Raw genomic sequence first — 16,386 nt, 5'->3', positions numbered from 1 at the left:
TGGCGGTAGCGACGCTCAGCGTTCCAGCAGCTTGAGTTTGTCTGGCTTGCCGTCCCACTCGGCGGCGTCGGCCGGCGGGTCTTTACGTACGGTCAACACCGGCCAGGCCTTGGCCAGCTCGGCATTGAGCGCGACAAAGCCTTCCTGGCCGGCCGGCACATCGTCCTCGGGGAAGATGGCGTTGACCGGGCATTCGGGCTCGCACAGGGTGCAATCAATGCATTCGTCAGGGTCGATCACAAGGAAGTTGGGGCCTTCGTGGAAGCAATCCACGGGGCAGACTTCGACGCAATCGGTGTGTTTGCACTTGATGCAGTTTTCGGTAACGACAAAAGGCATGGCAGGGTCCGGCTTTGATCCCCGTAATTCTAGATCAGGATGCAGGGGGTGGGCGTGGGCATTCTCATTGGCCGTGCTTGCTGGCGCAAAGAGGTGTGCCGGAGCCAGGGCCTTGGGGCACTGGCGGGGTGTACAAAGCAAAAAACCCCGCAGAGCGGGGCTTTTTGGTTTCGCAGACGGAGTTGGTGCTCCCTAGGGGACTCGAACCCCTGTTTTAGCCTTGAGAGGGCCACGTCCTAACCACTAGACGAAGGGAGCGTTTTGTTCGCGTCTGGCGAGCGCGCTAGTATATGCATCTGGTTGCCGCTCGGCAATCCCGTAAACCCAACTGGAAGCGCCAACATCAATTCCATAGTTACAACGCCGTTCACCGTCCGCGTGATCCCGCGCGACCAGCACACCATCTCGCGCCGGGACATCAGCCCCAATGCGCTGAGGGTGCTCTACCGTCTGCGCGAATCCGGCTTCGGCGCCTATCTCGTTGGTGGCGCTGTGCGCGACCTACTAGTAGGTGGACGCCCCAAGGATTTCGACGTTGCCACCGATGCAACGCCGGAGCAGGTCAAACAGCTGTTCCGCAATTGCCGCCTGATCGGCCGCCGCTTCCGCCTTGCGCATGTGGTGTTCGGCCGCGAGATCATCGAGGTGGCGACGTTCCGCGCCAACAGCGATGACGGCAGCGGCGACCGCGAGGTCGAGAACGGCATGCTGGTCCGTGACAATGTCTACGGCAGCATCGAAGACGATGCAGTCCGCCGCGACTTCACCTGCAACGCACTGTATTACGCGATCGAGGATTTCTCGGTGCGTGACTACACCGGCGGCTTTGAAGACGTGATGGCCCGCCGGATGAAGCTGATCGGCGACCCGGAGCAGCGCTATCGCGAAGATCCGGTGCGCATGCTGCGCGCGGTGCGGCTGGCGGCCAAGCTCAACTTCGAGATCGAGGCGACCACCGCCGAGCCGATCCCGCGCCTGGCCAACCTGCTCAGTGAAGCCGCACCGGCCCGCCTGTTCGAGGAAGTGCTGAAGCTGTTCCTGTCCGGCCACGGCGTGGCCAGCTTTGAAGGGTTGGAGCGCTACGGCCTGCTGGCGGTGCTGTTCCCGGAAAGCGCCGCGGCGCTGAAGAGCAACCGTACCGGTGCCCTGCGCCGCATTCTGATCGATGGCCTGCGCAATACCGACGAACGCGTCGCCAACGAGGAGCCGGTGTCACCGGCCTTCCTGTTCGCGCTGCTGCTGTGGCCGGCCTTCTGCCGTGCGCTGATCGGCCTGCAGAAGCAGGGCCTGGCGCCGGAAGAGGCACAGCGCCGTGCCGCCGACCGGGTCACCCTGCACCAGCTCAGCACCATTGCCCTGCCGCGCCGCTTCTCGCTGCCGATGCAGGAGATCTGGCTGCTGCAGTCACGTTTCAGCTCGCGTCAGCGCAAGCGCGTGATGCGTACCTTGAGCCACCCGCGCTTCCGCGCTGCGTTCGACTTCCTGGCGCTGCGCCAGGCTGCATCCAGCGAGCACCAGGAAGACATCGAGTTCTGGCGCGAGGCACAGGCGCAGGCTGGCCACGAGCTGGGTGTCGAACTGGACTCGGTGCATACCGACGGTGAGGTCGAAGAGAGCGCGCCGCGTCGCCGCCGCCGCCGTCGTCGTCCTGGCGGCAGCGCAACTGCGGGCGAGTAAGCAGGGATGGTCGTAGCCTGTATCGGCTTGGGCGCCAACCTCGGCGACGCGCCCGCCACCCTGCGTGCGGCGATCCAGACGCTGGCGGGCTTGCCTGGCACGAAGTTGCTGGCCAGCTCGCGCTTGTACCGCAGCCCTGCCTGGGGCAATGAGGCGCAGCCGGATTTCGTCAATGCGGCCGTGGCGCTGCAGACCGAACTGCCTGCGCCGCAGCTGCTGGAGCAGCTGCTGGCGATCGAGCAGCAGTTCGGGCGGGTACGCGAGCCGGGCCAGCACTGGGGCCCGCGGTTGCTGGATCTGGACTTGCTCTTATATGCCGAGCAGGTGATCGACCTGCCGCAGCTGCAGGTGCCGCATCCCTTCCTGCACCAGCGCGGCTTCGCTTTGCTGCCTTTGGCCGATGTGGCGCCGCAGGCCCTTATTCCGGGCCATGGAACAGTGCGGGACGTATTGGTTGGTATCAATACCAGCGGTATCGACCCGATAGGGGGATAATGGGCGGCTCATAAGCCACCGTTATGACCACATGAGCACACACGCAGATAGCAAGCCCTGGACCGTACCCGCCCTGGCCGAGGCCAAGCGCAACGGCCAGAAGCTGGTGATGTTGACCGCCTACGATGCCGGCTTCGCCCGCGCCTTCGACGCCAATGGCGTGGACCTGATCCTGGTCGGTGATTCGCTGGGCATGGTGGTGCAGGGGCACGATTCGACGCTGCCGGTCAGCGTCGATGACGTGGTCTATCACACCCGCGCGGTCGCCGGCGTGCTGGAACGCGCGCTGCTGGTATCGGACCTGCCGTTTGGTGCCGATGCCACCGCCGAGCGCGCGCTGGACGCCTCGCTCAAGCTGCTGCAGGCCGGCGCGGAGATGGTCAAGATTGAAGGTGCCGGCTTCAAGCTGGACATCATCCGCCACCTGGTGGAGCGCGAAATCCCGGTCTGTTCGCACCTGGGCCTGACCCCGCAGTCGGTGCTTCGCCTGGGCGGCTACCGCGTGCAGGGCCGTGGCGATGCCGGCAAGCAGTTGCTTGACGATGCCAAGGCCGTGGCCGAGGCCGGCGCCAGCCTGCTGGTGCTGGAGTGTGTGCCGACCCCGATTGCCGGGCGCGTCACCGCTGGCGTTGCCATTCCCACCATCGGTATTGGTGCCGGCCCCGATTGCGACGGGCAGGTGCTGGTGCTGCATGACTTCCTCGGTCTGGACAGCGGTCACCGACGTCCCAAGTTCGTCAAGGATTTCCTTGCCGAAGGCGGCTCGGTGGCCGGTGCGGTCCGTGCCTATGCCGACGCCGTGCGCGCTGGCATCTTCCCCGACGCAGAGCACGCTTACGCATCATGATCGAAACCGTTACCGAACTTTCCCGGCTGCGCGAGGTTGTCAGCGGCTGGAAGCGCGATGGCCTGCGGGTGGCGTTGGTGCCGACCATGGGCAACCTGCACGCCGGCCATTATTCGCTGGTGAAGTTGGCGCGTGAGCACGCCGACAAGGTGGTTTCCAGTGTTTTCGTCAATCCGACCCAGTTCGGCCCGAACGAGGACTTCACCCGCTACCCGCGCACGCCCGAGGCCGATACCAGTGGCCTGGAGCAGGCCGGTTGCGACGTACTCTGGCTGCCCACAGTCGAGTCGATGTACCCGTTCGGCGTGGAGCTGGCTGCCAATGTGCATGTGCCAGGCGTCAGTTCGCTGCTGGAAGGGGCACATCGCCCGGGGCACTTTGACGGTGTCTGCACGGTGGTCAGCCGCCTGTTCAACCAGGTGCAGCCGGATGTGGCGGCATTTGGGCGCAAGGATTACCAGCAGCTGGCGGTGATCCAGCAGATGGTTGCCGACCTGGCGTTCCCGATCCAGATCCTGGGCGGGGAAATCGTGCGCGAAACCGACGGCCTGGCGATGAGCTCGCGCAACCAGTACCTGACCGCCGATGTACGGCCGCAGGCCACGGTGATCCGCAAGGTGCTGCTGGCCGCGCGCGATGCCTACCTGGGCGGCGCCGAGCGGGTGGCGGTGGAGCAGGAGGCGGCTGCACGGCTGCAGGCTGCGGGCTACCTGGTGGATTACGCGGTGGTGCGCATGCCCGACCTGAGCGAGCCGGGCAGCAGCCATGAGGGTGCCCGCGTGGCACTGGTGGCGGCCAAGCTGGGCAACACCCGCCTGATCGACAATATCGAGTTCTGAACAGGGCAGCGGGCGGACTTTTCCTGTCCGTCAACGACTGTTCGCGTGACCTTCAATGGCGCCCCTGTGGCGCCATTGTTGTCTGTGCGGAACAGCTGCCGGATAGGTCATGTTGCAGTGCGGGCAGGGCCTCGCAGCGGTGCTAGACTGCGCTCTTTCTCACGCAGTTTCGGCATTGTCATGCAACTTTCCCTGCTCAAGACCAAGATTCACCGCGCCACCGTCACCCATTCGGAGCTGAACTACGAAGGCTCCATCGCGATCGACGACAACCTGTTGCAGGCGACCGGCATCCGCGAGTTTGAACAGGTGCACATCTGGGACGTGACCAACGGTGCCCGTTTCACCACCTACGCACTGCGGGCGGAAGCCGGCAGCGGCGTCATCTCGCTCAACGGCGGCGCTGCGCGCCACGTGCAGGTGGGCGACATCATCATCATCGCCGCCTTCGCCAGCATGAGCGAAGAAGAAGCCAACAGCTTCAAGCCCAAGCTTGTCTACGTTGACGGCGACAACCGCATTTCCCACACCAACGACAGCATCCCCACACAGGCCGCATGATCACCAACAACGGATTCGACGTTTTGCACGCCCACGCCCAGCGTTTGCAGGGCACAGGCATTCCCTCGCTGATGGCCGCAGAGCCTGACCGGGTGCAGCGCATGGCGCTGAAAGTCGGTCCGTTGTACGTGAACTTCGCGCGGCAGAAATACGACCGCGCGGCCCTGGATGCCTTGCTGGAACTGGCCGCCGCGCGCGATGTCGCCGGCGGTTTCCAGCACCTGTTCGCTGGCCAGAAAATCAATCTCACCGAAGATCGCTCGGTGCTGCACAGCGCGCTGCGCGGCGATGCCAGTGATGCGCCGGTTGCAGTAGCTGCACGTGCAGAAGCGGTGGCGGTGCAGGCGCAGATGGGCGGCTTGATCAAGGCGCTGGAAGCCAGCAATGTCACCGATATCGTCAGTGTCGGCATTGGTGGCTCGGATCTGGGTCCGCGCCTGGTCGCTGACGCCCTGCGCCCGGCAGCGGGTGCGCGTTTCCGCGTGCATTTCGTTTCCAATGTCGACGGCGCGGCCATGCAGCGCACCTTGGCGACGTTGGACCCGGCGACCACCGCCGGCATTCTGATCTCCAAGACCTTCGGTACCCAGGAAACCCTGCTCAACGGCCGCATCCTCTGCGATTGGCTGGGCGGCAGTGAGCGCCTGTACGCAGTCAGTGCCAACCCCGAGCGCGCCGCCAAGGCCTTCGACATCGCCGCCGAGCGCGTGCTGCCGATGTGGGATTGGGTGGGTGGCCGTTACTCGCTGTGGTCGGCGGTAGGCTTCCCGATTGCCTTGGCAATTGGCTTTGAGCGCTTCGGTCAATTGCTGGAAGGTGCCGCGCAGATGGACGCGCATGCGGCCAGCGCACCGTTGGCGGAAAATCTGCCGGTGCTGCACGCACTGACCGACATCTGGAACCGTAACGTGCTGGGTTATGCCACGCATGCGGTGATGACCTATGACCAGCGCATGGCCTTGTTGCCGGCGTACCTGCAGCAGCTGGTGATGGAGAGCCTGGGCAAGCGGGTCAAATGCGACGGCAGCCCGGTGGACGGTGACACGGTGTCGGTGTGGTGGGGCGGCGCGGGCACGGACGTGCAGCACAGCTTCTTCCAGGCGCTGCACCAGGGCACCAGCATCGTGCCGGCCGACTTCATCGGCTGCGTGCGCAATGATGATCCTTACGAAATCAATCACCAGGCCTTGCTGGCCAACCTGCTGGCGCAGACCGAGGCCTTGGCCAACGGCCAGCACAGCGAGGATCCGCACCGCCAGTATCCGGGTGGCCGCCCCAGCACGATGATCCTGCTGGACGCGCTGACCCCGCAGTCGCTTGGTGCCTTGATTGCGATGTACGAACACGCGGTCTACGTGCAGTCGCTGATCTGGGACATCAACGCCTTCGATCAGTTCGGCGTCGAGCTGGGCAAGCAGCTGGCCAGCCAGTTGCTGCCGGCGTTGCAGGGCGAGGCGGTGGAGATTGCCGACCCGATGACCCGGGAGTTGTTGGCGCGTTTGCGCTGATAGCTGATTGTCGTTTGGAAGAAAAGCCGCGCAGAAATGCGCGGCTTTTTCGTGCCCCCTCCCTTTGCCGAAGGCAAGGGGAGGGTTGGGGAGGGGTAAGCCCTTCGCATTGCCGGTGAAGGCCCCTTGCCGAGCATGGCTCGGCACTACAGAAAGCGGGGTTACCTGTTCGGGTCGCGTTCGGGGCTGGGGCGTTTGATCAGCTTGCGCTGCAGTGAGCGCCGGTGCATGCCGAGCAGGCGTGCCGCTGCCGATACATTGCCGCCGGTCTCATGCAATGCCTGCTGGATGTGCTCCCATTGCAGGCGGCTGATCGGAGTCATTGCATCCGGGGGTTCAACATCGTCGGACTCTTCGCCCGCGTCGTCGTCTTCGCCCAGGGCGCGCAGGATCATCTGCACGGTCGCCGGCTTCGGCAGGTAGTCATCGGCACCCAGCTTGATCGCTTCCACCGCCGTCGCAATGGAGGCATAGCCGGTGACCAGCAGGATGCGCATGTCCTGGCGCAGTTCGCGCAGCGGCTGGATCAGGCTCAGGCCGGATTCGCTGCCAAGCTTCAGGTCGATGAGTGCGAATGCCGGCGGCTTCTGCGTGGCCTGCTGCAAGGCGCTGATGGTATCGGTGGCGGTGATCGCTTCGATGCCACGGCGGGCCAGCGTGCGCTGCAGGGTGCGCAGGTAGAGCGGATCGTCGTCGACCAGCAGGCCGTGGGTGGCGGGAGCATTCATGGACTTACCTCGATGTTGTTCAACGGCAGGCGAAAGCCGACACGTGCTCCCTGGCCTTCGGCCGGACGCATCCATAATTCGCCATGCAGACGCTCAATGGTGGCATGCGACAGGGCCAGGCCGACACCCATGCCGTTGCTTTTGCCGCTGTTGAACAAGGTGCCTGGCAGCGCCGCATCATTGGCGTTGAAACCCGGCCCGTAATCACGCACTTCGCCGTACAGCTGGCCTTCGTGGATGCGCAGGTCCAGGTCGATCTGCGCGCGGCCGGCGTGCTCACCGGCATCGGCGGCGTTGTTCAGCAGCACCTGCAGCAGATGACCAATACCGGGGTCCAGCTTGAGTTGCAGCGGGGCATCCGGGTTGCGCCGCAATTGGATGGTCGGGCGCACCAGCCGCCATTGTTCGAGCACGCTGGCGATGGACACCGGTGCACGGCTGCCGGCGCCTTCGGCCGGTGCTGCCAGTGCGAGCACCTTTTCGCGGCACTGGACCAGCAGCTCGCGCAGCGTTTCCAGATCGTCACGCATTTCCGGGGTGGCGGCCCCTTGCTCGACGATGTCGTCAGTGAGCAGGGTCATGGTCGCCAGCGGGGTATTGAGCTCGTGGGCGACGGAGGCCGCATGCGTGGCCAGGGCGACAATGCCTTCGTTGCGGACGAAGCGCTCGCGCAGCATCGCCAGCTGGTTCTCGCGCTCTCGCAAGGCCGCAGCGAGGCGCGTCGAAAACACCAGCACCACCACGCTGGACAACAGGAAGTTGGCCGCCGCGCCCCACAGGTGCAGGCTCATCGTGTCGAAATAGCCACCCTTGAGCGGCAGCCCGAATACCGCGCTCAACGCGTAGCCGCCCACGCAGGCCGCCGCGACCGCATGGGTCCAGCGCAACGGCAAGGCCAGCGCGGCCAACGCGATCAGGATCAGGAACAGCGAGCCGAACGGATTGGCGATGCCGCCGCTCCAGCCCACCATCCAGGTCAGCACGGTGACATCGACCAGGATGTGGCCGAAGGCGGTAACCGGCGCCGGGTCGCTGTCGTGGACGCGCAGCTGCACGTAGAGGTTGAACAGGGCCAAGACCGCTACGCCGGCCCACAAGGGTTCCTGCGGCAGGTCCAGGCCCAGCAACCAGGTGGCGACCAGGATGGTGGCGGCCTGGCCGGCGGTGGCCAGCCAGCGCAGGCTGCATAGCGTGCGCAGAAAAGAGGTGTCTCGGGTTTCCATGGCGCAATCGTATGCTGTCGAGGTGGCTACAACGCAATCCAAGGTTCATGCCTTGGGGCGGTTGGCGCGCTAAAATGGGGCATGCATGACGCCGTGACCCGCCCAACACCGCCCACCGACGCTACCGCGTGGCCCCGCCGCATCACCCAGTCCGTCGCCATCGGCGGCGTCAAGGTGGGCGGAGGAAATCCCGTGGTCGTGCAGTCGATGACCAATACCGATACCGCCGATGTGGCTGCCAGCGTCAAGCAGGTGGCCGAACTGTGGCGCGCAGGTTCGGAGATGGTGCGGCTTACCGTCAACAACCCCGAATCGGCCGCAGCCATCCCGCGCATCGTCGAGAAGCTGGCGATGATGGGCATCGAGGTGCCGCTGATCGGCGACTTCCATTACAACGGCCATCAGTTGCTGACCGGCGAACCGGCCTGCGCCGAGGCGCTGGCCAAGTACCGCATCAATCCGGGCAATGTCGGCTTCGGCAAGAAGAAAGACACCCAGTTCGCGCAGTTGATCGAGTTCGCCATCAAGTACGACAAGCCGGTGCGTATTGGCGCCAACTGGGGCTCGTTGGATCAGGCGCTGGCGGCCAGATTGATGGATGAGAACAGCCAGCGCGCACAGCCGTGGGATGCGGGCCGGGTATTGCGCGAAGCCCTGATCCGCTCGGCGCTGGATTCGGCGCAGACGGCCGTTGAGCTGGGCCTGCCGCGTGATCGAATCGTGCTGTCGGCCAAGGTCAGCGGCGTGCAGGAACTGATCGCCGTATACCGCGACCTGGCGCAGCGCTCGGACTTCGCCCTGCACCTGGGCCTGACCGAAGCCGGTATCGGCAGCAAGGGAATCGTCGCCTCGTCGGCGGCCTTGGCAGTGCTGTTGCAGGAAGGCATCGGCGACACCATCCGCATTTCGCTGACGCCCGAGCCGGGCCAGTCGCGTACGCAGGAAGTCATCGTCGCCCAGGAGCTGCTGCAGACCACCGGCCAGCGCGCTTTTACACCGATGGTCACGGCATGCCCGGGCTGTGGCCGCACCACCTCCGAGTTCTTCCAGGAGCTGGCCAAGGTGGTGCAGAACCATGTGCGCGAAAAGATGCCGGTGTGGCGTATCAGCCACCCCGGTGCGGAAAACATGACCCTGGCGGTGATGGGCTGCATCGTCAACGGCCCGGGTGAATCGCGCCACGCCAATATCGGCATTTCATTGCCGGGTACCGGCGAGACGCCGGCCGCGCCGGTCTTTGTTGATGGTGAAAAGAAGGTGACCCTGCGTGGCGAAAACATCGCGCACGAGTTTGTCGCGCTCATCGATGACTACGTCGAGACCCGGTATGCACGAAGCTCCGGTTGATTCCCGGAGCGAAGCAGCCGGTCTGCGCCGTTGGCTCGCCCACAATGCGTGGCGGCTGGTGGTGCTGTTCATCGGCGTGCTGCTGCCACTGGCGGGTTTCGTGGCCTTGGCTGACGAAATCCACGAGGCCGAGGCGTTCCACTTCGATGCGGCATTGCTGTTGCGCATGCATGCAATGACGTCGCCTGGCCTGAACGCATTCTTCGTGCTGATGTCCAAGCTCGGTTACCAGTGGGGCGTCATCCCGCTGGATGTCCTGATCGTGGCGGTAGTGCTGCTGCGCCGGCGTTGGCGCAAGGCCGCATTCGCGGCGACGGCATTCATTGGCTCGGCCTTGTTGAACCTGGGCAGCAAGCAGATTTTCCAGCGCGAACGCCCCAGCCTGTGGGAGTCGATTGCGCCGGAAAGCACCTTCAGCTTTCCCAGCGGCCATGCCATGGGCTCGATGACGCTGGCGCTGACCCTGGTTTTTTTGACCTGGCGCACACGTTGGCGTTGGCCGGTGGTGGCCTTGGTCAGCGCTTTTGTCGTTTCGGTAGGGCTGTCGCGGGTTTACCTGGGGGTGCATTACCCCTCGGATATCCTGGGCGGCTGGTGTGCTGCAACGATCTGGGTAACAGGCGTTTACATGCTGATGTTCCGCCGCCGCTGGTCGCTGCCTGCGCCATAAAGCGCGTTGCAAGGGGGATTGTCCAAAAGGTAAGAGAAGTCCTAAGTCATTGGACGAATTGACCTGATGGATACAGTATGGGTTGGGACGGCATAGTGAACTCGCCAGCCGCAGGCGCATAAACCGCATCATCCTGATGCTTAAAACTACAGACACATTTCCTGCGAGTGGGTGTCCGATAGAGCCCAGTTGGGCCACTTCTGCTTGATAATACGCATGGCCTTGCCATGAGGGGACGGGGAGGGCCGTCGCCTCGCATGCTCGGATTTTGCCGCGCCCAAGGCTTCAACTGTCACCTCGCCGCGAGGAATCCTTCATGACCATCAGTGTTTTTCTTATCGATGACCACGCGCTAGTACGCACGGGCATTCGGATGATTCTTTCGGGGCAAACCGGGATTGAAGTCATCGGCGAAGCGGATAGCGGCGACATCGCGCTGCCGCAGATCCGGCGGCTGAAACCGGACGTCGTCCTCTGCGATCTGCACCTTCCCGGCCTGAGCGGGCTGGAAATCACCGAGCGCATCGTCAAGGGTGATCACGGTACCCGGGTCATCATTGTTTCCGTGCTGGAAGACGGGCCCATGCCCAAGCGCCTGCTCGAGGCTGGCGCCTCCGGCTATGTGGGCAAGGGCGGCGATTCGAAAGAGCTGATCCGTGCCATCCACGATGTGGCCATCGGCAAGCGTTATCTGGCCACCAGCATTGCGCAGAATCTTGCGCTGTCCAATCTTGAGGGCGGGGCCTCGCCGTTTGACCTGCTTTCGCCGCGTGAGCTGGAAGTAGCGCTGCTGCTGATCCAGGGGCATCGTCAGGAAGAGATCGCACGCCGCTTGAGCCTCAGTGCCAAGACGGTCAATACGCACAAGGCAAGGCTGTTCCAGAAACTGGGCGTGCAGGACAACATCGCGCTGGCCCGGCTGGCCAGTCAGTATGGTGTGGGCGACCCGACCCGCGCGATCTGAATCGTCCGCAGCGGGCTGCAACTGCGGCGCTGCGCAGGATGAGGATATCGGGTCAAGCAGCTGCTGCGGTTGAGCAGCGCATCAAAAGAGCGCAACGGCAACGTTGCGCTCTTTTTATTGGCTCAGCGCCAACGCAGGAGCACCACAATCCGCAAAGCAGACGGATACCAGGTGTAGGAGCGGCGTAAGCCGCGAAGCAGGCGAACTGTCAGATGCAGGCGAAGCATAAACCCAAGGCAGACGAATTGTCAGATGCAGGCGAGCCATCAACCCCAAGGCAGACGAATTGTCAGCTGTAGGAGCGGCGTAAGCCGCGAAGCAGTTAGATTGTCAGCTGTAGGCACGCCATCAACCCAAAGCAGATACATAGCAGACGCCAGCGACAGCAAGATTCAAGCACCATCAGCGTCGCAGCTTTCCCTGCTCCCACAGAAAAGCAGAAAGCGGCCCGAAGGCCGCTTTCTGTAGTCACACAGGGAAGTACTGATCAGACGTTGTGCGGCTGATCGTCCTGCTTCTTCTCTGCCTCTGCCTCTGCTTCTACCGCTACTACGCTCGCCTCGCTCTCAGCGGGTGCGGCCGGTGCAGCGACGGGTGCCGGTACAACAGCTTCGGCAGCAGCCTTCTCAGTGCTCTCTTCAGTCACAGCGGTCTGGGCGAACAGCTGCCCATTCTGCGGTGCTGCCGGAGCGGCGGCTTCGGTGCGCGGCGTGGCGATCGGAGCCGGCGTGCTGATCGCTTCGGTCACTGCTGTGACAGGCGCAATCAACTCGACCGGTGCAGCGACGATCGGTGCGGCAATCACCGGCGCGGCAACCACTGCTGGTGCAGTGGCGGCAGCTACCTGTTCGACAGCAACCACTTCAGCGGCGACAACAGCCGGGGCTGCCGGTGAGCTGACAACGGCTTCGGCGACCGGCGCTGCTGCCTGCTCAGCCTTGACCACAGCTGGCTCGGCGATCGGAGCGGGCACCTGCGCAGGCGCTTCGGCGACAACTGCCGGGGTGCTTGCGACAACCGCAGCGGCGACCTGTACCGGTGCAGCTGCAACCGGCTTGGTCTCTGCGACGGGGGCTGCAGGCTTTGCCTGCGCAGCCGGAGCGGAGGCGGCTGCCGGAGCGGCCACGGTTGCGGGTTCGTCGTCGAACTCGAACTCCGGCTGGCTGCTGGTGGCCTTGCTCGGCGCTTCGGCAACCTCACCATCGGCATCATCGATGCCGTCGATACCGTCCTCGTCACCCAGGTTTTCGCCACCTGCGGTGCCTTCACCATTGCCACGACGACGGCGACGACCGCCGCGACGACCGCGACGACGACGGCCACCGGCTTCGCCAGCACCTTCTTCGCCAGCGACAGTGGCTTCGTTCTCGTCGGCGACAGCCATTGCCGGCTGTTCTTCAGCGGCAATCACCGGCTTGGCGATTTCGGCGGCCAGGGTGTTTTCCTTGACCACTGCTTCCGTGCTGACAGCGGCTTCGTTGGCAACAAGGGCAGCTGCAGCAGCTACCGGCGCGGCGACGCGGGCAGCGTCCTGTGAGGGCTGCTGCTGGCGTGCGGGCTTCTCAGCCTGCACGTTTGGCTGCTGTGCCTGCTTGTCAGTGTCCTGCTGCTGCTTTGGCTGCTTCGGCGGCCGCGGCTGCTTGGGTTGCTGCTGCTGTTGCTGTTGCTCGTTGTTGCGCGGCGGCTTTGGCTGCTGCGGGGCCTGCTCGCCACGCGGTTCATTGCGCTGCTTGGGCTGCTGCTGAACCGGGTTCTGCTGCGTCTGCTGCTGCGGCTTGTCGCCGCCCTGACGGCGATCGTCGCGGCGCTGCTCGTCGCGACGGTTGCCGTTGGCATTGTTGCCATTGCCCTTGCCGCCACGTGCCTGCTGGCCGTTGCGACCGTCACGGCGCTGGTTGCGGTCGTTGCGGCCGTTGTCCTGGCGCTGCGGCTGGGCAGGCGTTGCGGCAGTTGCCGATTCGCCACCGAACACGCGCTTGAGCCAACCCATCACGCCGCCTGCGGCGGGGGCGACGGGGGCAGCAACCGGGGCCGCTGCCGGCTCGGTTTCGGCGATCTCACGTACCGGTGCCGGCTGGCTGTGCTTGACGTGGGTTACGGCCGGTGCCGGCGGAATGTTCAGCTGTGCCTTGGTCAGGGCATGCACCGGCAGCTTGCGCGGGGTGCCGCGCTGGTAGCTGGGCTTGCTCGACTCTTCACCCAGTTCGTTGTCGCGCAGGCGCGTGACTTCGTAATGCGGGGTGTGCAGCTGCTCATCGGCAACGATGACGATGGGGGCGTCGTGGCGCTGCTCGATTTCACGCAGCGCGCTGCGCTTTTCATTGAGCAGGTAGTTGGCGATCTCGACCGGGGCCTGTACCAGCACCTGTCCGGTGTTCTCCTTCATCGCATGCTCTTCGGCAACGCGGATGATGGACAGCGACAGCGACTCGATGCTGCGCATGCGGCCTTGGCCGTCACAACGCGGGCAGACGATCTGGCTGGATTCACCCAGGCTCGGACGCAGGCGCTGGCGGCTCATTTCCATCAGGCCAAAGCGCGAGATGCGGCCCAGCTGGACGCGCGCACGGTCGTACTTCAGCGCGTTCTGCAGGCGGTTTTCGACTTCGCGCTGATGCTTGCTGGAGGACATGTCGATGAAATCGATGACCACCAGGCCGCCCAGATCGCGCAGGCGCAGCTGGCGGGCCACTTCTTCGGCGGCCTCCAGGTTGGTCTGGAACGCGGTGTCTTCGATGTCGCTGCCCTTGGTGGAACGGGCCGAGTTGACGTCGACCGCGGTCAGCGCTTCGGTCTGGTCAACCACGATCGAGCCGCCGGACGGCAGGCGCACGTTGCGCTCGTAGATCGCCTCGATCTGCGATTCGATCTGGAAGCGGTTGAACAGCGGGATGTCGTCTTTGTAATGCTTGAGCTTGCGCAGGGTCTGCGGCATCACCTGCTGCATGAAGTCGCGTGCGGTCTCGTACAGCTCTTCGGTGTCGACCAGGATCTCGCCAACGTCGGCACGCAGGTAGTCACGCAGGGCACGCACGATCAGGCGCGATTCCTGGTAGATCAGGAACGGGGCCGGCTTGGTCAGTGCGGCTTCGGCGATCGAACGCCAGACCTGCAGCAGGTAGTCCAGATCCCATTGCAGCTCTTCGGCATCGCGGCCAACGCCGGCGGTGCGGATGATCACGCCCATGTCGTCGGGGATGTTGAGCTTGTCCAGGGCTTCTTTCAGTGCGGCCCGGTCTTCGCCCTCGATGCGACGCGAGACGCCGCCAGCAGAGGGGGAATTGGGCATCAGCACCATGTAGCGGCCGGCCAGGGAGATGAAGGTGGTCAGGGCGGCGCCCTTGTTGCCACGTTCTTCCTTATCGACCTGCACGACGATTTCCTGGCCTTCGCGCAGGAGTTCCTTGATGGTGGCCTTGTTGTGGTCCACGCCCGCCTGGAAGTAATCGCGGGAGATTTCCTTCAGCGGCAAAAAGCCATGGCGTTCACCGCCGTACTCGACAAAGGCGGCCTCGAGCGACGGCTCCAGGCGGGTGATGCGGCCCTTGTAGATGTTGGACTTCTTCTGTTCCTTCGACGGCTGTTCGATGTCGATGTCGTACAGGTTTTGCCCGTCGACGATGGCCACGCGCAGTTCTTCAGCCTGCGTGGCATTGATCAGCATTCGCTTCATTGTGCGTTCCTCGCGCGCTGCTACCGCGCGGAACGCCATGGGGTTTCGCCTCTGGACACGGTTCGCCGCCCATTCGCGCAGGCGCGGGCAGGGCGGCTTGGGTTTCCAGCGCTACGACACCACGGCAGGCCGCGGGAGCGCTTCTTTCTTGTTTTAGGTGTTTCAGGGCCGGCGGCCGCCCGCGGCCGGGGCCGATGGCGTCGCGCGGGACATGGGTTTCGTCCAGCTCAGATGCTTTTTGAGCATCCGGCGATGGCCGGGGACGCCGACGAGCCGCTAACATGGCCGCCCCGGGGGCGGTGGCCGCGCACTGTGCCGGATTCGTAGGGAGCGGGGCTTCTGGCCCTGACCAACTTCCAACGAAATCAATCCCTTATATCGCCCCCCGAGTGTAGCAGAATAAATAGGCCGATGACTGATTCCGACAAGCCCCAAGCAGCGCCTGCCGCCAAGAGCAGCGTACGCATGATCAAAGTGCCCGAAGACCGGGCAGGACAACGGCTGGACAACTTTTTGTTGGGCCAGCTCAAGGGCGCGCCACGCAGCCTGGTGTACAAGTTGGTCCGCAGTGGCCAGGTCCGTGTGAATGGCGGCCGTGCCAAGGCCGACCGCAAGCTGGACGGTGGTGAAGAGATCCGTATTCCGCCAGTCAATCTCAATGAGATCGGAGACAAGGCGCCGCCGCCTAGCAGTTTCCTGCAGCGTATGGAAGAGGCCATCGTCTTCGAGGACGCCAAGCTGTTGGTGATCAACAAGCCGACCGGCGTCGCCAGCCATGGCGGCAGCGGTATCAGCCACGGTGCGATTGAAACCATGCGCGCGCTGCGGCCGAACATGAACCTGGAGCTGGTACATCGGCTGGACCGGGACACCTCCGGTCTGCTGATCCTCGCCAAGAAGCGTTCGGCGCTGGTCGAGCTGCAGGCCTTGCTGCGTGAAGATCACGGCGGCATCCAGAAGCGTTACCTGACCCTGCTGGCCGGGCGCATGCCCGACGGCGTGATGAGTGTGGACGCACCGCTGCATGTTGGCCTGCGTCAGGGCGGCGAGCGCCATGTGCAGGTGAATGCGATAGGCAAGCCGTCGCTGAGTCATTTCAAAGTGCTGGAGCGCCGCGGCGGCCAGTCCTACTGCGAAGTCCGGATCGAAACCGGCCGCACCCATCAGATCCGCGTGCATGCCCAGCATATCGGTCATCCGGTGGCCGGTGACGACAAGTACGGCGATCCTGCAGTCAACAAGCGCTTTCGTGAGCAGATCGGGCTGAAACGCCTGTTCCTGCACGCGGCCTCGCTGGAGTTCGCGCTGGATGGTGGCAAGACACCTTATGTATTGAATGCACCGCTGCCACCGGATCTGGTGGATGCGATGAACAAGCTTTGAGGATTTGAAGCCGGGATTGGGGGATCGTCAGCCTGACGGTTCCCCATTGCCGGACCTCGGTGTCTTTGTGGGAGCGGCGTGAGCCGCGAAGCCGGCCTTGCCCGAAGATCCAAAGACCTAAGTCATCTGATG

General features: G+C 64.2%; 14 protein-coding genes and 1 tRNA gene. 10 read left to right on the top strand and 5 right to left on the bottom strand.

Annotation, left to right across the window (positions count from 1 at the left end; all coding sequences use genetic code 11):
• Positions 1 to 15: 15 nt before the first annotated feature.
• Together fdxA and ABE493_RS05325 are read right to left on the bottom strand one after the other, a co-directional pair.
• Complete coding sequence (gene fdxA, locus ABE493_RS05330) at positions 16 to 339, bottom strand: ferredoxin FdxA (protein WP_054656826.1); 324 nt, start codon at positions 337 to 339, stop codon at positions 16 to 18.
• Positions 340 to 522: 183 nt separating this feature from the next.
• Positions 523 to 597 (bottom strand) — tRNA-Glu (locus ABE493_RS05325).
• 42 nt (positions 598 to 639) lie between these two features.
• On the opposite strand from ABE493_RS05325, the gene pcnB reads away from it, so the two are divergent.
• From pcnB to pgi, 6 genes are all read left to right on the top strand, one after another.
• Positions 640 to 2,016, top strand: a complete 1,377-nt coding sequence (gene pcnB, locus ABE493_RS05320) for a polynucleotide adenylyltransferase PcnB (RefSeq protein ID WP_346498005.1) — start codon at positions 640 to 642, stop codon at positions 2,014 to 2,016.
• Positions 2,017 to 2,022: 6 nt separating this feature from the next.
• Positions 2,023 to 2,511, top strand: a complete 489-nt coding sequence (gene folK, locus ABE493_RS05315; RefSeq protein WP_346497928.1) for a 2-amino-4-hydroxy-6-hydroxymethyldihydropteridine diphosphokinase — start codon at positions 2,023 to 2,025, stop codon at positions 2,509 to 2,511.
• Positions 2,512 to 2,542: 31 nt separating this feature from the next.
• Positions 2,543 to 3,358, top strand: a complete 816-nt coding sequence (gene panB / locus ABE493_RS05310) for a 3-methyl-2-oxobutanoate hydroxymethyltransferase (protein WP_057628237.1) — start codon at positions 2,543 to 2,545, stop codon at positions 3,356 to 3,358.
• Positions 3,355 to 4,197: a pantoate--beta-alanine ligase gene (gene panC, locus ABE493_RS05305; RefSeq protein ID WP_346497927.1), complete on the top strand. Its 843-nt coding sequence runs from the start codon at positions 3,355 to 3,357 to the stop codon at positions 4,195 to 4,197. Before panB ends, panC begins: the two co-directional genes overlap by 4 nt.
• 180 nt (positions 4,198 to 4,377) lie before the next feature.
• Positions 4,378 to 4,758 carry an aspartate 1-decarboxylase gene (panD, locus tag ABE493_RS05300; protein WP_346497926.1) on the top strand — a complete coding sequence of 127 codons (381 nt, stop codon included), beginning with the start codon at positions 4,378 to 4,380 and terminating at the stop codon, positions 4,756 to 4,758.
• A complete protein-coding gene (gene pgi / locus ABE493_RS05295) occupies positions 4,755 to 6,266 on the top strand; it encodes a glucose-6-phosphate isomerase (protein ID WP_346497925.1) in 1,512 nt (503 codons plus the stop codon). The genes panD and pgi overlap by 4 nt, the downstream gene beginning before the upstream one ends.
• A 161-nt stretch (positions 6,267 to 6,427) precedes the next feature.
• Here pgi and ABE493_RS05290 read toward each other — a convergent pair whose 3' ends face one another.
• Positions 6,428 to 6,994 carry a response regulator transcription factor gene (locus ABE493_RS05290; RefSeq protein ID WP_346497924.1) on the bottom strand — a complete coding sequence of 189 codons (567 nt, stop codon included), beginning with the start codon at positions 6,992 to 6,994 and terminating at the stop codon, positions 6,428 to 6,430.
• The gene (locus ABE493_RS05285) at positions 6,991 to 8,217 is read right to left on the bottom strand and encodes an ATP-binding protein (protein WP_346497923.1); all 1,227 of its coding nucleotides are present in this window, start codon (positions 8,215 to 8,217) and stop codon (positions 6,991 to 6,993) included. The genes ABE493_RS05290 and ABE493_RS05285 overlap by 4 nt, the downstream gene beginning before the upstream one ends.
• A gap of 81 nt (positions 8,218 to 8,298) precedes the next feature.
• On the opposite strand from ABE493_RS05285, the gene ispG reads away from it, so the two are divergent.
• The 3 genes from ispG (at position 8,299) to ABE493_RS05270 (ending at position 11,198) form a co-directional block, all read left to right on the top strand.
• Positions 8,299 to 9,564 carry a flavodoxin-dependent (E)-4-hydroxy-3-methylbut-2-enyl-diphosphate synthase gene (gene ispG / locus ABE493_RS05280; protein ID WP_346497922.1) on the top strand — a complete coding sequence of 422 codons (1,266 nt, stop codon included), beginning with the start codon at positions 8,299 to 8,301 and terminating at the stop codon, positions 9,562 to 9,564.
• On the top strand, positions 9,545 to 10,234 hold the full coding sequence (locus ABE493_RS05275) for a phosphatase PAP2 family protein (RefSeq protein ID WP_346497921.1): 690 nt from the start codon (positions 9,545 to 9,547) through the stop codon (positions 10,232 to 10,234). Before ispG ends, ABE493_RS05275 begins: the two co-directional genes overlap by 20 nt.
• Before the next feature lie 316 nt (positions 10,235 to 10,550).
• On the top strand, positions 10,551 to 11,198 hold the full coding sequence (locus ABE493_RS05270; protein ID WP_346497920.1) for a response regulator: 648 nt from the start codon (positions 10,551 to 10,553) through the stop codon (positions 11,196 to 11,198).
• A 487-nt stretch (positions 11,199 to 11,685) separates the two neighbouring features.
• Here ABE493_RS05270 and rne read toward each other — a convergent pair whose 3' ends face one another.
• A complete protein-coding gene (gene rne / locus ABE493_RS05265) occupies positions 11,686 to 14,871 on the bottom strand; it encodes a ribonuclease E (protein ID WP_346497919.1) in 3,186 nt (1,061 codons plus the stop codon).
• A 411-nt stretch (positions 14,872 to 15,282) separates the two neighbouring features.
• On the opposite strand from rne, the gene ABE493_RS05260 reads away from it, so the two are divergent.
• Positions 15,283 to 16,254: an RluA family pseudouridine synthase gene (locus ABE493_RS05260; RefSeq protein WP_346497918.1), complete on the top strand. Its 972-nt coding sequence runs from the start codon at positions 15,283 to 15,285 to the stop codon at positions 16,252 to 16,254.
• The last annotated feature ends 132 nt before the right edge of the window (positions 16,255 to 16,386 follow it).

Origin of the sequence: Stenotrophomonas terrae (genome assembly GCF_039674165.1) — a bacterium.
Lineage (GTDB): Bacteria > Pseudomonadota > Gammaproteobacteria > Xanthomonadales > Xanthomonadaceae > Stenotrophomonas > Stenotrophomonas terrae_A.
This window is presented reverse-complemented; position numbering and strand designations above follow the sequence as displayed.